The organism is Chitinophaga silvisoli (genome assembly GCF_003412465.1).
Lineage (GTDB): Bacteria > Bacteroidota > Bacteroidia > Chitinophagales > Chitinophagaceae > Chitinophaga > Chitinophaga silvisoli.
The window spans coordinates 355,576-371,533 of the sequence record NZ_QTJV01000006.1 but is presented as its reverse complement, the minus strand read 5'-3'; the positions used below and the strand labels follow the sequence as shown (position 1 = coordinate 371,533).

Genomic DNA, 15,958 nt, shown 5'->3' with positions numbered 1-15,958 from the left:
CCTTACAAAGAATTTCTTACTATCAGTTTAAACTCATTTTTCACTACCTCCAGCCTTTTGCCCAGGATCATCCGTGCTGCTGCTTTGCCCATGGCATCATGATCTGTTGAAATAACCGTTATACCATCTAATAATACTTCTTTCAGCAAGGTCTCATTATAACTCAGGATCCCTACATCTTTCCCAATTTCCAATCCCTGATTGCGGCAAATTTTCACCAGATTGACCAGATCCATTTCCTCAATTATCACATAGGCCTGTCCCTTAATTACGGGCGTATCCAACTCAACTCCTTCGATCACTGAATAATTAAAATCGTTCATTCTGCAGAAATACTGGAATCCCATCTTGATCTCCTCGGGGTAAGGTACCATCCCGGGATTCACATACACTAATTTATCATACTTTGATAGTTGAGGTAAAGCATCTGTCAATGAAGCATATATATCCTTCTCAAAATTTTGATATACCATGCCGTATTTACCTTTTAAGCCAGGCAGATCCCGATCCAGCAGAATCAACTGTTCTGCAGGTACCCTTTGTATAATCTCCAACACCTTCTCCGGCTGCTCATAAAAGTGAGGCATGATTACATAGTAATCATAATCCCCAATGCGGTTATTCATCAGGTTCTCGAACAAGGTCACACTATGGTGATGAATGTGCAGGTCTACAAATACATTATCGCCCAATGCATGTACAAATGCATTATACAACTGCTTTTTATAATTGCTTATTTTATTAAATAAAAGTAGGATCCGTAGGGGAGTGGTGACATCGGTCCGATTGATGAAATATCCTTTACCTTTTACTGATATAATTACTTTCTTCTCCCTCAATTCATTGTACGCTTTCTCCACAGTTCCGCGGGATAACAGGTATTCTTCACTCAATTCATTTATAGAAGGGATTTGCTGGTCGCGCTTCAAAATGCCATCCCGCACGGCTGCCATAATGGAATGTACTATCTGCTGATAAACGGGAATTTTACTACTGGTATCAAGTTTCAGCCCTTTCATACCCTAAAATACTTAAAAACTTATTTCATTTCATGTATAAAAAAAATGAGTTATTTCAGACCTGTGATATGACTATATAATTAATATATCCTCCTGAACATAATTTGCATAATAATTGTTATGTAATTAGTCTACCTGCCAGCAAAATTCAGAGAGTTATAGAAAGGATCTCTATTTCGTACAAAATTGCGCAATATAGGTGGTAATGCAATAATTCTTACTATTTGACCTTCGTTTATATGTAGACGTGACGGGCGTTCCCGAGATTTGATGATTTTCGTTAACAAATCATTATTGTTTTTGTATTAACGATAGTATTAATTTTGATTTACAAACATGCGTGTTATTATAATATTTCTTTCCCTCCTTTAGAATTTTAACCATATGATGTGAAAGCTATCCCAATGACGGATGTAATCGTTATTTACGGGCACGAGTATATGTACACAACTTTTACTATAATAGCTATGAATCAAAATCAACATGCTGCAATCCCAGAAACCGCTGCTACTAAAAAGGTGCATCGCTGTCCGCATTGCAAGAGTGGAACACTGGAAGACCGGGTGCCGCGGGGTTTTATCGTCAAGTATCTTTTAGGGGTTTTCCCGCTTAGAAGGTATATCTGTTATAAATGTTTCAAAAAATCATATATATGGTATAAAGGAGAATAGATGTAATTCCCTAAAGTCCCCCCAAAGTCCAGGAAAGGAAAAACCGAATATAGCACCGATATACTACTGATATAAATAATGTGTCTCGTTTGTTACTGTTTCAATTAGTTGTTTTTCGAAAACCGAAAACAATCTTTTATAAAAATTGTTATCTGATCGATGCATATTATTTGTAAATACCCTCAATTGGTATAGAGTTTGCTTAAAAGTCAGCAATAGTGGTTGTTTGGTGAAACAGGAGGTGACAGATTTAATATTTGCTATAGTTATCTGACACAACTAGCTTTTAGAGTTAATCTGCCATCCCCGGAAAATAATCGTGAGGGCATATCGTCGGACTGCATGAGTCCCTGCTTATTTGGTAGACTATTCGAATTGTCAGAAAAAAAATTACAGTTCCCGTTAAAAATTCAAATAAGCACCTCCCTGACCGGTACGTATAAATACGTATTTTTTTAAATAAATTCATTTACTTCCTAATTGAGACCTTCCAGACTGATCGATTCAAATTCGATGTAAGTTATTATATATAATGAAGTTATATTTGCTAATTATTTATAAGTTATGAAAAGTTGATATTATTAAAAAAAACATCTAATCTTTGATAACTATTCTTAATGCAAAAGTTAATATAATGTATTTACTTTGCACGTTGTTTATCTCGCATGACATAAACATAATATAAGGGTAAATATCAGAGATTGGGACAATTTTAAATCACTGGTACAGTTTTAACCTTATCTAATTAATTCGATGACTAAGAGATCTTGGATAACCCCGTCCTGGCTGATATTGCTATTAGACCTCGGGTGTTCTATTGTTGCTATGAACCTGGCATATTTGCTAAGGTTCAATTTTAACCTCGAAGATTTTAGCCACTATTCCATTAGCGATATAATGGTAGTGGTTGTTTGTACAAATCTGTTGACATCATTGATATTTCGTACTTATACGGGCATCATTCGTTATACCAGTGTGTCCGATATTGGGAGAATATCTGGTATGGGGTTAGTTGGGAGTTTAATCTATTTTTCTGTGAACTACGCGTCCGTACACTATGGTACGGGTACTATGATCCCATTGTCTGTTATTCTTATTAACTTCTTCATTAGTATTGCTACTTTACTTTCTTATAGACTGATTGTAAAATGGGCTTTCCACTATTACGCCCGTTATGGTGCTATAAATAAGACTAAGGCGGTGATTTACAACGCCGATTATTCCGGTCTCATGGTACGCAAGGCTATCAACGACGATCTTGGCGGCGATATCCGTATCTGTGGTTTTCTTGACGATAAACTGACGAGAACAGGAAAGCGCCTGGAAGGCCTGCCAATCTTTGGTACCAGTCGTGCTTCTCTCGAGAAACTGGTTGCCCAGGAAGGAGTGAAGCTACTTCTCTTAGTAGAAGAAGCTATTGATCCTGCTTTACTAAACAACCTTGTCGACCATTGTCTTTCACTGAATATAAAGGTCCAAAAAGTATTACCTGTCAATAAATGGATTAACTCTGGCTGGAATTCTTCAAAACTTCAGGATATCCGCATCGAAGACCTGCTGGACCGTAACGTTATCAAAATCAATAATGCCCAGGTTCACAAAGAAGCAAGAGGAAAATCTATCCTGGTAACAGGTGCTGCCGGTTCTATTGGAAGTGAACTTGTAAGACAACTTGTAAAACTCAATCCTTCTGTACTTATCCTTTGCGATAAAGCCGAGTCCCCCTTGCATGAACTTGAACTGGAATTGCAGGATATGGCTTCCAACGTGGCTATCGTTCCGTTTATTGCAAACATATGTGATAGAAATCGTATGCAGCAGCTGTTCGAGGTATATGAACCGGCCATGGTGTACCACGCTGCCGCTTATAAACATGTGCCCATGATGGAAAAGAATCCATCTGTAGCGGTCATTAATAATGTACTCGGCACAAAAATCCTGGCTGAATTGTCATCAGACTTTGGCGTAGAGAAATTTGTGACTGTATCAACAGATAAAGCTGTTAACCCAACTAATGTGATGGGGGCATCTAAAAGGATCGCAGAGATCTTTACCCAATCTTTCAACTTTCACATGCACAAGCACTACAAAAAGACTGGGCCGGTTTATGGGCATCCCCCTACCAGGTTTATTACCACCCGGTTCGGGAACGTGCTTGGGTCTAATGGAAGTGTTATTCCACGGTTCAAACAGCAAATAGAAAAAGGAGGGCCAGTGACTGTGACCCATCCTGAAATTACCCGCTACTTTATGACGATCCCTGAAGCTTGTCAGCTTGTACTCGAAGCCGGCGCTATGGGGCAGGGAGGGGAGATCTTCGTGTTCGACATGGGCCAGCCGGTAAAAATTGCCCACCTGGCTAGAAAAATGGTCCTCATGAGCGGGAAAGAACCAGGAAAAGATATCCAAATTGTCTATACTGGCCTGCGCCCCGGAGAAAAACTATATGAAGAATTACTTAATAATTCTGAGAATACTGTGAGTACCTACCATGAGAAAATCATGATAGCCAAGGTAAGAGAGTACGATTTCGCTGAAGTGAATGAAAGAATTGAGCAACTGATAGAATCTGCTAATAAGCACTATATTACACCTACAGTGGCACTAATGAAGCAATTGGTACCCGAGTTTATTAGTAAGAATTCCGCATATGAGCAATTGGATAAAGATAAAATAAAATTGTCCTAAGTTTGCAGCCATAAAATTGCTAATATCGGAACCATCATTTTTAAACAATTATTTAAATAAATGAATCTAATTAAAAAGGAAGGGATACTACAATATAGCCCTATTAAATATCTGTGGATAGGATGTATTGTTTTAGTTAGCTTGTTTTCTTGTTCCACTCCTAAAAATATTACCTACTTCAAAGATATTCCAGATACAATCAATAATCATAGTGTCGAGCTGGCCGCATTTGTAACTCCAACTATACAGGCAGATGATATTTTACAAGTCACAATACAAACCCTGGATGTAGCCACCACATCTATGATGAACCCGGGAAATTCGATTTTAGCAACCAATGGTGCCAGCTCCGCAGCGGTTCCTGGCGCTCCTTCTACAAATACTCCTGTCCCCAACAGCTACCTGGTTGATAAAAATGGCTATGTTTTACTTCCCGTTATAGGCAAAATAATGGTAGCAGGTAAAACTACTGACCAGGTCAGAGATGAAGTCAAGAAAGGTGCCGATCAATATTATAAAGATCCTGTTGTGGCTGTTCGTTTTGCGAATTTTAAGATTACAATACTTGGTGAAGTAATGAGACCCGCTGCATACGTAATGCCTAATGAAAAGGTCAGCATTCTGGATGCGATTGGAATGGCCGGAGATCTGACTATTTATGGCAAAAGAGAAAATGTATTGCTGATCAGGGATAATAATGGTAAAAAGGATTTTGTACGCTTCAATCTGAACGATAGCAAATTGTTTGCCTCTCCATACTTCTATTTACATCAGGGTGATGTCGTATATGTAGAGCCAAACAAAGCCAAGGTAAATTCGACAGATATGTCACAGGTAAGAAACATTTCGATCCTGACCTCTGTATTATCTGTGGTAATCATTGCGGTTTCCAGAATCAATTTCTAGTATAATTTCATATAAAATATATGAATAGTAGCGATAATATGCATCTAAATGGTCACGTTAACGGTCAGACCTTTAAAAGTGACAGTACAGATAGTAAAATTGTAGTAAGAAGGATTGTTGATAAAGTCATTTCCAACTGGTATTGGTTTGTTTTGTCTTTAGTTTTAGGTGTCGGTGTAGCCATGGCATATTTAAGATATGCAAGCCCGGATTATAAAATAAATGCAAAGATCATTGTAAAAGATGATAAGAAAGGTGGCGATTTTCCTGGACAGGAAATTCTTTCCCAATTGTCCATGTTCAATAATAAGGATAATGTAGATAATGAAGTGGAGGTACTGAAATCCCGCTCCCTCATGGAAAAGGTTGTGCATGACCTGCAATTGAATGTATCGTATACTGAATCTGGTCGCATCAAGACTGCCGAGATATTTGGAAATGTTCCCTTTAAATTACGTTGGATATCCCTGAGAGATACACTTATTCCTAATAATTACCAGGTAGTTACAAAAGGAGAAAACGGTTTTGAGATCTCCAGTAAGGGCATGGCAAATGTCAATGGCAAATGGGGGGATACCCTGAAGTTGACTGAAGGTACAGCCGTTTTAGCCCGTGAATGGCAATACCCGATCGATGCAGGCCATAAATATGGTATCAAGGTTATCTCTATCGATAAGGCCGTTGCCGATTACCAGAAAAACTTTGCGATCTCAGTTCCAAACAAACAGGTGAGCGTGATCGATATGTCCCTGGTTTCTTCCGTTCCGGCCAAAGGAGAGTTGATCGTCAATTCTCTGATTGATGCCTACCTGCATGCAAATGTGGAAGATAAGAACCGTATCGCAGACAGCACTATCTCATTTATTGACAGACGCCTGGTAGTAGTGAGCAGTGAATTGTCGGGGGTTGAGAAAGATATTCAGCAATTCAAACAGGAGAATAACCTCGCTGATATTACCGAACAGTCTAAAGCCCTGATAAGTGGTACCACCGATTTTGCAAAGCAACTGACCGAGCAGGAAGTTAACCTGAGCGTAATTCAGTCACTCGAATCCTATATTAAAGATGATAAAAATAACGCCCGCATTGTTCCAACTGCACTGATCGTACAGGACCCGACATTTATGTCGCTGGTTGAGAAGTACAACAACCTGGAGCTGGAAAGAGAACGGTTGCTGATGACAAATACAGAAGCAAATCCTGTGGTAAAAAATGTTGAATTACAGATCGCTGGATTGAGAGCAGACCTCCAAACAAGCCTCGGTACGTACAAACGCGGTGTGGAGGTGAGCATCAGGGAATTAAAGGCACGTTCTTCCGCATTGAATACCCAGATTCACCAGGTACCTGGAAAAGAAAGGATCTTCCTGGACTACTCAAGACAACAGGCCATCAAACAGGAATTGTACCTTTTCCTGCTGAAAAGACGTGAGGAATCTGCCATTTCCAAATCATCCAACATGGCGATTGCAAGGGTGATCGATCCTGCAAAGAGCGAACCGATACCTTTTAAACCCAAGCATTCCCTGGTGATCCTGATCGGTTTACTGGTCGGTATTGCAATTCCTTCACTTTGTTTATACCTGAAAGATATCCTGAGCACAAGGATTGCCTATAAGAACGATATCAAGGAAAATAGCCCAGTGCCTATCCTGGCAGAGATCGGACACAGCGATTTTAAAGACCTGGTAGTGGTAAAGAAAGAAAACTCTTCCCTGCCATTGGTTGAGCAGTTCCGCGCTATCAGAACAAACCTCCAGTTCGTACTGTCAGGTAAAAATGAAAAGGTCATTCTGGTCACTTCCAGCATGAGTGGTGAGGGTAAGTCTTTTATTGCGACCAACCTGGCGGCAGTTCTGGCTATTTCAGGCAAGAAAGTCGTGCTCATGGAAATGGACCTGAGAAAGCCAAAAATCTCCGTGAACCTGGGGATCAACAACCAAACAGGCTTCAGTACCTATGCTATTGGTAAGACCTTAATCGAAGATGTGATCCGCCCTTCCGATTTTCACCCCAATTGTAGCCTGATCACCTCTGGTCCGATTCCTCCAAACCCGGCAGAATTATTGCTGCTGGAGAAGACGGAAAAATTATTTGAGCATTTACGTCAGGAATTTGATTATATTATTGTGGATACAGCACCTGTAGGTCTGGTAACAGACGGTCAGCTGCTCGCTAAATATGCCGACGCCACCCTGTACATTGTAAGACAAGGCTTCACATTTAAGGCTCAATTACAGATTAGCCGTGACCTGTACCTGCAGAGGAAAATGCCAAAAGTTAACCTGATCGTGAATGACGTGAAAATGGATCGTGCCAGCGGATATGGTTATGGATACGGTTATGGTTATGGCTATGGTTATGCCGGCGAAACAAGTGGTAGCAAACCATCAAAGGGATTGAAATCAAGATTACACAAATCGAAAAAAGCATAACAATAACCTCAACTAAAAATATCACAACTTTATGGTGCCAAACGCAAGATTAGCGGTAATTGGATTGGGATATGTTGGATTGCCGCTAGCGGTCGAATTTTCCAAAAAATACCTAACCATTGGATTTGATATTAATCAGAAGAGGGTAGGAGAGTTAAACGAAGGAAATGATTTTACACTTGAAGTAGCCAGTGAAGATCTGTTGAAAGTCTTGACAACAGACACCAATGCATCTTCCGGCCTGCTTTGTACTGCGAATTTAGAGGAGATCCGGAATTGTAATTATTTCATTGTAACTGTGCCTACCCCAGTAGATAAGCACAACAGGCCAGACCTGACCCCATTGTACAAAGCCAGTGAAACTGTCGGTAAAGTATTGAAGAAAGGAGACATCGTCGTGTACGAGTCAACTGTATATCCAGGTGTTACAGAAGATGAGTGTGTTCCTGTACTTGAAAGGGTGTCCGGCTTAAAATTCAATGTTGACTTCTTTGCAGGCTACTCTCCTGAGCGTATTAACCCCGGTGATAAGGAACATACCGTATCAAAAATACTGAAGGTAACTTCCGGCTCTACCCCGGAAACAGCGGATAAAGTAGATGCATTGTATAACTCTGTGATAGTGGCAGGTACCTACAAAGCTGCATCTATCAAGGTGGCCGAAGCAGCGAAGGTAATTGAAAACTCTCAGCGTGATATCAACATCGCCTTTGTAAATGAACTCGCAAAGATCTTTAACAGGATGGGTATTGATACAGAAGATGTATTGAATGCCGCCGGTACCAAATGGAACTTCCTTAAGTTTAAACCAGGATTAGTAGGTGGCCACTGTATCGGTGTAGATCCTTACTACCTGGCTCAGAAAGCACAGGAACTGGGTTACCATCCCGAAATTATCCTGGCGGGCCGCCGGCTGAATGACGGCATGGGTCAGTATGTTGCCATGGAAGTGGTAAAGCTGATGGTGAAAAAGAGTATTCCTGTAAAAGGAGCAAAAATACTGGTACTGGGCTTTACCTTCAAAGAGAACTGCCCGGATGTAAGAAATACCAGAGTAATCGATATTCTCACTGCACTGAAAGAATATGAAACCGAAATCGTAGTGTATGATCCGTGGGCAAACCCTGCGGAAGTAAAACATGAATATGGCTGGGATTCCGTGCAGGAACTGGATGGTACCTGTGATTATGACGCGGTTATTTCCGCCGTAGCACACAAACAGTTCAACGGTCTTGATATTAAAGGATTGTGTAAGGATACGAGTGTAGTCTACGATGTGAAAGGGGTACTTGGTAAGGAAATGGTAGATGGAAGGCTTTAATTCAATATTAATTAATTCATGTATAATACAAGTTATCATCCCGGTCAGCTTTCAGGACATTCTTTCCTGGTAACCGGAGGAGCAGGATTTATAGGTTCCAACCTTGTAGAATACCTGCTCAAACATGGTGCAGGGAAAGTGCGGGTGTTAGATAATTTTATAACCGGACACAGGAAAAATTTGAATGAGTTCATGGATAACCCGGCATTCGAGCTGCTGGAAGGTGATATCCGGAACCTGGAAGATTGTAAAATAGCAGTAAAAGGTATAGACTACGTGTTACACCAGGCTGCGCTCGGCTCCGTGCCGCGTTCCATCAATGATCCTATTACAACCAATGATATAAATGTTTCAGGATTTCTGAACATGCTGGTTGCAGTAAGAGATGAAAATTGCAAACGCTTTGTCTACGCTGCCAGTTCCAGTACATATGGTGACCATCCAGGCTTGCCCAAGGTAGAAGAGCACATAGGAAAACCTTTATCACCTTACGCGGTTACGAAGTATGTAAATGAGTTGTACGCAGATGTATTCGGGAAAACGTATGGAATGGAGCTCATTGGTCTACGTTATTTCAATGTATTTGGACAACGACAGGATCCGAATGGTGCATATGCAGCAGTGATCCCTAAGTTCGTTTCCCAGTTCATTCGCCATGAAAGCCCCGTTATAAATGGGGATGGTGCCTTCTCCCGCGACTTTACTTATATCGACAATGTGGTGCAGGCAAATATTAAAGCACTGTTTGTAACTCTTGAAGCAGCAGTAGGGGAGGTATTTAACGTGGCATTTGGCGAACAAACATCATTGACGCAGCTTACTGATGCCATAAAGAAAGAACTACAGGTGTTCGATCCAAAGATCGGGGATGTATCAGTCATTTATGGTTCTAATAGAAAAGGTGATATTCCACATTCACTGGCCTCAATTGAAAAGGCTGGAAAATTACTGGGCTACCAGCCGGCTTATTCCTTTAAGGATGGGCTGCATGAAGCAGTAGCATGGTATTGGCGCAACCTGAAATAGTTTGATCTTTCTTTCTATTCAGCATATCCGGATCATCGGCGCTTAATATCACTAAAAGCAATTGCAGTTAGAAAGTAAATTTTAAATCGTTGAAAAAATTAGTTTCTGAGTTTTTGTATTTGTCGCTTTTTCAGGCTTCAAATTATATACTGCCCCTTCTAACGTTCCCGTATCTTATCAGGGTGTTTGGATTAAGCGTATTTGGAGAGTATACCGTAATACAAACAGTACTTACTTATTTTCTGATCCTGGTGGATTTTGGTTTTAATGTAACAGGTGTTAAGAATATTTCACAGGCTGCCACAGAAGAAGAGCAGTCAAAGGTATTTAACACCATAATGGCATCTAAAGGCCTACTTATTGGTATTTCTCTTCTCGTGTTACTGATAGCCGGATTATTTGCTCCGGAGGTACGAAATCACTTCATGGCATACTTGCTGGCGTTTCCTGCTGTAGTAGGTCAGGCTATTTTCCCCATCTGGTTTTACCAGGCCATCAGGAAAATGAAAGTGGCGACGATGATCAATGCGCTGATCAAGATATTTTTCACTGGTTGTATCTTTTTATTCATCAGGAGTGCTGATCAGCTGGCAACAGTTTTTCTATTCAACTCAATCGGGTTCCTTGCTGGTGGTATTATAGCTGTCATTCCTGTATATACTAAGTACAACCTTCGTTTTTTTGCACCTACCTGGCAGAATGTGAAGGCTGACCTGGGAGAAAGCTGGCGGATCTTTTTATCAAGGGTATTTGTAACATTATATTCCTCTACCAACGTGCTGGTGCTTGCCTATTTTAAATCACCGTTTGTAGTGGGGCAATATTCAGCCGCAGATAAGGTGTTCAGAGGATTATACAATGTATCTACCCCTTTTACGCAGGTGTTTTTTCCTATGCAGGCAAAACTGTATAAGGAGTCAATGGTTGCTTATATTAAAGAATCAAAGAAAATCTTTTTTATATTATTGTCGGTTTGTACCGCTGTAGGTGTTGGCGTATTTATTGCGGCTCCTTTTGTTGTAAAACTGGTGGTTGGAAATGAAGATGCAGTTGTATTGGCAGTGTTACGCGTGTTTGTGTTGAGTGTCATACTTTATCCTTTTGGCGCATTCTTTACAAACATGCTGGCCATCCAGAATATGAATAAGGTATTACTTCGTGCGGTGACTTATTCTGCAGTGATGAACCTGGTACTTGTAGTGCCGGTTATTTATTATTTTTCCGTAACTGGGTTGGCATGGTTGTCGTTCGCAACACAATTGCTGATCTTTTTATATAAGGGACTTTCCATAGTAGCTGATTTAAAAAAATAACTCATGTGCGGTATCGCCGGATATATTCATAAGACAAAATTACACTACAATGAGGGTATCATGGATGGAATGCTGGAGGTGCTTGCTCACCGCGGTCCGGACAGCAACAGTCATTGGGGCAATGAGGAAGAAAAAGTTTTCCTGGGACATCGCCGGTTGGCAATACTGGACCTTTCAGATGCCGGCAGACAGCCAATGTTGAGCAATGATGAGGAACTCGTAGTGGTGTTTAATGGAGAGATTTACAATTTTGATGAGATCCGGAGTGAACTGAAAACACTGGGCTATTCTTTTAAGACCGGCAGCGATACAGAGATGATCCTCTATGCATACAGAGAATGGGGAATCGACGCTGTATCAAAGTTTATAGGTATGTTCGCCATTGTGTTGTTTGATAGGAAGCAGAAACAGGTGTATTTTATCAGGGATCGGTTTGGTGTAAAGCCGCTGTTCATTTTTGAATCAGATAAGCTGCTGATGTTTTCTTCAGAGATCAAAACCTTTTATAAGCATCCCGAATTTAAAAATGACATAAACCGTGATGCAATTCCTTTATACCTGAAATATGGGTATATACCAACTCCATATTCCATCTTCACGCATGTGCGAAAAGTAACGCCCGGCCATATTTTACAATATGATGTAGAGAAAGGGAAAGTTGTGCGGGAGGTGACATATTGGGAGCCGCTCGCCGCATTCAATAAAGAGAAATTCTACAATAAAACAGAGGCTGAAATTACAGCAGAAACAGTTGAACTGTTAAAGTCTGCCTTTAACTATCGCATGGTATCAGATGTGCCGGTGGGCGTGTTCTTAAGCGGCGGTATTGATAGTTCACTGGTTACCGCATTGCTGACCAAACAACTGGGATACAAGCTGAAAACTTTCACAATCGGGTTCGATAATGAAGCGTACAATGAAGCGAAGATTGCGAAAGAGGTCTCGGTTTTGTTGAACACAGAACATCACGAATATATCTGCACAGAAAAAGAAGCGCTGGAGATCATTCCGCAGTTGCCATTGTATTATGACGAACCCTTTGCTGATTCATCCGCTATACCAACAATGCTGTTGAGTCAGAAGGTACGCTCTCATGTTACAGTTGCGTTATCCGCCGATGGTGGAGATGAGATCTTTGGTGGATACACAAAATATTACTCAAAGGGTGGGCTGTATAATATACTGCGAAATTCTCCCGGTATATTAAAGTATCCAATTGGTTGGGGATTAGGGCTGATGCGCAGGTACAGAAGAATGCAGGGGCGCTATGATCAGGACGCAATACTGGAACGGGCACAGGAAATTGTGCATGCAAAAAATAGAAGTGCTTCTTTCTTGAAAAAGATAGATTATAGATTGTTCAGCAATTATGAGCTGAAGAAACTGTTAAAAGGAGACTATAAAAAAGTGGATACTGCGTTTGATGTTACGGGCAATTTGTCTGCAGAAAATAGTGAAATCGAAAAAATGCAGTCCACCGATGTAAAGACTTATATGCTGGATGATATCCTGGTGAAAGTGGACAGGGCTACAATGGCATATAGCCTGGAAGGAAGGGAACCATTGCTGGACCATCGGTTGTTTGAATATGTGACAAGGATTCCGTCGGACATTAAATTTAAAAATAATATTCCAAAGTACCTGCTGAAAGAAATAGATTATTCAATGCTGCCAAAGGAACTTCTTGACCTGCCAAAGCGTGGGTTTGCAGTGCCTATACAGCAATGGTTGCTGAAGGAGCTGGCAGTGTTTTGCGACACTTATCTTAGTGAGCAGGAAATCGCAACAAGTGGAGTATTTGATTTTCAGGAAATAAAAAAATTACGCCGCCGTTTCCAGGACAAGCAACGAAGGGCTGATGCTGACAGGATCTGGCGGATTTTATGTTTTCAAATGTGGTTTAGCCACTGGATAAAAGATAGAGTTTAATAATGAATCGGATCAATGTATTATTGTTCTTATATGCATTTTCAGCGATCGTTTGTTTTGATTACGAGAGCCTGACAATCATTCCTAAGATCTTCGCAGGTTTGATGATAGTGGAATATTTCATTCAGACCTTACACATGAACCGACCCAGGGTAAAAGGACCTTTTAACTGGGGTTTGGGTTGCCTGGTATTCCTCTCTGTGTATAGTTTGATTTCGTTCGCCTTCTTTCCGTATGACCTCCCTGGAGAAGCTATCATTAATATTATGATGATTCTTGTATTGTCTTATATCCTAACAAGGATCGTGGATAATGTGCGGGCTTTTGATATGGTGCTGGTTGGTTTAAGTTTGGGGTTATTCATTGGTTTTATCATGAATATTTTTGTTCCACAGGTTGATGATTGGGGCCGTACAAGTCGTTATGTAGGTACATTGGGGAACTCGAACCTTTTTTCGCTAATGGTTAATTTCTGTATCTCATTCCTGTTACAGCGTTATAAGTTATACTCAAAGTTTTGGCGGAGTCTTATTTTAATCTTCATTATTCTGGCTGCCCAACAGGTGATGATGAGTGGCTCCAAGCTGGGTTTGTTCATGTACCTGCTAAATGTTCTTTACCTGGTATTTTACATTCGTATCATAAAGAATACCACAACGCTCGTGTTTATATCCATCCTGCTCGTTTCATTATCTGGTTTTTTTATTACCAATTTCCTTATGGATAACTCTGAGGCATTTGACCGATTCACGTATTTGCAGGATGTATTTTCCGGAAACAGAGAATATAGTGAATCTGACTTGCTTCGGTATAACCTGGCCGTGAAAGGATGGGATATGTGGACGCAGCGGCCATTCTTTGGTTGGGGATATGGCGCCTTTGTGTTTTTGGGTGGATATAATTTGTATTCACACAACAATATGGTCGAATTACTGGCTAATACAGGTATTTTTGGATTCCTGATTTTCCATGCAGCTTTGATTCAATTGGTCGTGATGGCATACCGTTCAGATATTTATCGTAAAAATAGCATTGTCTGGACCATATATTTTGCACTGATGGTCATAATCAGCTCTTTTGCAATCGTATTGTTTGGAGAGAAGCTGTTCTGGCTTTTGTATTTCACCATGGTCGCTTACTTGAAAATGCATACTGTGCAGCGGGAAATTCCGGTGGTCACAGTGCATCAATTAAATTAAAATTTGAGCATTAGATATGAAGGTGGTTTTATGTATTGATGGATTAGGTTCGGGAGGTGCGCAACGTCAGATCGTAATTTTGGCGGAGTTGCTGATTGGCAAAGGACATACTGTAGAATTCATCACTTATCTGGACGACAACTTTTATAAAGAAGTGACCGATAGGTTGAAGATCAATGTAGTCACCGTCAAATGGACGAACCTGTTCTCAAGAACATATAAGTACCTGGTAGCAGTAAAGCAGGCGAAACCTGATTATGTCATTTCTTTTTTAGATAACCCTAACCTGATTTCAGAACTGGCATCAGTTCCCTTTCGGAAATGGGGCCTGATTGTGTCCGAGCGCACGGGGAAAGTCGGAAAAATTTCAGCAAGAGACAAAGTCCGTTTTCATTTTCACAGGCTGGCAGATTTTGTGGTAACAAATAGCTATAACCTTTCTGAATATGTGGTAAATCATGCGCCTTGGTTAAAGAAGAAAATGCATACAATAGTGAATGCAGTCGATTTTGAGAAGTTTAGACCAATGGAAGTAACTCTACCCGCAAATGGAGTTGTGAAAATTGTAGTAGCAGCCAGTTATCAGCGGCTGAAAAATTCTGAAAACCTTATAAAGGCAATACATTCCCTGAAAGGGCTACCAGTGGAATTATACTGGTATGGCAATAAGATGCTGGTTGATGGTGTACCACAGGGAACGTCCCGGTACCTGGAGGCGGCTGCATATGTGAAGGAACATGGGCTTGAAAAAATGGTTTTTCTGGACGGGCCTTCCAGGGAAATTCCCCGCCTTTTCAATGAGGCCACTGTGGTATGCCTGCCATCCTTTTACGAAGGTTGTCCAAATGTCATCTGCGAAGCCATGGCCTGTGGCAAACCAGTTTTGGCCAGCAATGTATGCGATAATCCACGATTGGTCAAAGAAGGGGTGAACGGGTTTCTCTTTGACCCGGCAGATCCTGCTTCTATTGCCGATGCTATCAAAAGATTGATGGCTTTATCTCCGGCTCAGTTGCAGGATATGAGCAGGGAGAACCTGGCTTTTGCAAGGGCAGAATTCGACAAATTAGTATTCTTAAATAAATATCTGAACTTATTGAGGGTATGATTAGAATAATCAGTTTAATCTTCTATTACGGCTTTGCCTATTATCTGCCGCAAACGAATAACCGGTATTTGTTTTTCATCAGGAAGATCAGGGCGTTCATAGCCAGTGGTATCCTGGACAAAGCAGGTAATAATATCAACGTGGAGAGCCGTGCAAATATTGGATCAGGAAAGGGTATTACTATCGGCCATAATTCGGGAATTGGGGTGAGGGCCCATGTAAGAGGCCCTTTAAAGATAGGCGATAATGTCATGATGGGACCAGAGGTGATCATCCTGACCCGTAATCATAAATTTGATGACCTGAGCATTCCCATGAATATGGAAAAAGGCACTGTCGTGAA

10 protein-coding genes are annotated in these 15,958 nt (G+C 40.8%); 9 read left to right on the top strand and 1 reads right to left on the bottom strand.

All coding sequences use genetic code 11. The annotated features are described in order from the left end of the window. Nucleotides 1–2: 2 nt before the first annotated feature. The gene (locus DXN04_RS17055) at nt 3–1,019 is read right to left on the bottom strand and encodes a GntR family transcriptional regulator (protein ID WP_116854593.1); all 1,017 of its coding nucleotides are present in this window, start codon (nt 1,017–1,019) and stop codon (nt 3–5) included. Nucleotides 1,020–2,725: 1,706 nt separating this feature from the next. Here DXN04_RS17055 and DXN04_RS17045 point away from each other — a divergent pair. From DXN04_RS17045 to DXN04_RS17005, 9 genes are all read left to right on the top strand, one after another. Beyond that, nucleotides 2,726–4,378 (top strand): polysaccharide biosynthesis protein, encoded by a 1,653-nt coding sequence (locus DXN04_RS17045; protein WP_233525614.1) that lies wholly within the window; start codon nt 2,726–2,728, stop codon nt 4,376–4,378. Nucleotides 4,379–4,438: 60 nt separating this feature from the next. Next, a complete protein-coding gene (locus DXN04_RS17040; protein ID WP_116854590.1) occupies nt 4,439–5,284 on the top strand; it encodes a polysaccharide biosynthesis/export family protein in 846 nt (281 codons plus the stop codon). A 20-nt stretch (nt 5,285–5,304) separates the two neighbouring features. Then, on the top strand, nt 5,305–7,719 hold the full coding sequence (locus DXN04_RS17035; protein ID WP_116854589.1) for a GumC family protein: 2,415 nt from the start codon (nt 5,305–5,307) through the stop codon (nt 7,717–7,719). A gap of 31 nt (nt 7,720–7,750) precedes the next feature. Further along, nucleotides 7,751–9,040: a nucleotide sugar dehydrogenase gene (locus DXN04_RS17030; protein ID WP_116854588.1), complete on the top strand. Its 1,290-nt coding sequence runs from the start codon at nt 7,751–7,753 to the stop codon at nt 9,038–9,040. An 18-nt stretch (nt 9,041–9,058) separates the two neighbouring features. Beyond that, nucleotides 9,059–10,066 (top strand): SDR family oxidoreductase, encoded by a 1,008-nt coding sequence (locus DXN04_RS17025; protein WP_116854587.1) that lies wholly within the window; start codon nt 9,059–9,061, stop codon nt 10,064–10,066. Between the two features lie 89 nt (nt 10,067–10,155). Next, a complete protein-coding gene (locus DXN04_RS17020) occupies nt 10,156–11,379 on the top strand; it encodes an oligosaccharide flippase family protein (RefSeq protein ID WP_116854586.1) in 1,224 nt (407 codons plus the stop codon). Between the two features lie 3 nt (nt 11,380–11,382). Next, nucleotides 11,383–13,308 carry an asparagine synthase (glutamine-hydrolyzing) gene (gene asnB, locus DXN04_RS17015; RefSeq protein ID WP_116854585.1) on the top strand — a complete coding sequence of 642 codons (1,926 nt, stop codon included), beginning with the start codon at nt 11,383–11,385 and terminating at the stop codon, nt 13,306–13,308. A gap of 2 nt (nt 13,309–13,310) precedes the next feature. Continuing rightward, nucleotides 13,311–14,507 carry an O-antigen ligase family protein gene (locus tag DXN04_RS17010; RefSeq protein ID WP_116854584.1) on the top strand — a complete coding sequence of 399 codons (1,197 nt, stop codon included), beginning with the start codon at nt 13,311–13,313 and terminating at the stop codon, nt 14,505–14,507. Between the two features lie 16 nt (nt 14,508–14,523). Continuing rightward, complete coding sequence (locus tag DXN04_RS17005; RefSeq protein WP_116854583.1) at nt 14,524–15,615, top strand: glycosyltransferase family 4 protein; 1,092 nt, start codon at nt 14,524–14,526, stop codon at nt 15,613–15,615. Nucleotides 15,616–15,958: the final 343 nt, after the last annotated feature.

Bases quoted from the DNA above. Each gene is read 5' to 3' on its own strand.
- DXN04_RS17055 (WP_116854593.1), bottom strand. From the start codon at position 1,019: ATGAAAGGGCTGAAACTTGATACCAGTAGTAAAATTCCCGTTTATCAG.
- DXN04_RS17040 (WP_116854590.1), top strand. From the start codon at position 4,439: ATGAATCTAATTAAAAAGGAAGGGATACTACAATATAGCCCTATTAAA.
- DXN04_RS17035 (WP_116854589.1), top strand. From the start codon at position 5,305: ATGAATAGTAGCGATAATATGCATCTAAATGGTCACGTTAACGGTCAG.
- DXN04_RS17030 (WP_116854588.1), top strand. From the start codon at position 7,751: ATGGTGCCAAACGCAAGATTAGCGGTAATTGGATTGGGATATGTTGGA.
- DXN04_RS17025 (WP_116854587.1), top strand. From the start codon at position 9,059: ATGTATAATACAAGTTATCATCCCGGTCAGCTTTCAGGACATTCTTTC.
- asnB (WP_116854585.1), top strand. From the start codon at position 11,383: ATGTGCGGTATCGCCGGATATATTCATAAGACAAAATTACACTACAAT.
- DXN04_RS17010 (WP_116854584.1), top strand. From the start codon at position 13,311: ATGAATCGGATCAATGTATTATTGTTCTTATATGCATTTTCAGCGATC.
- DXN04_RS17005 (WP_116854583.1), top strand. From the start codon at position 14,524: ATGAAGGTGGTTTTATGTATTGATGGATTAGGTTCGGGAGGTGCGCAA.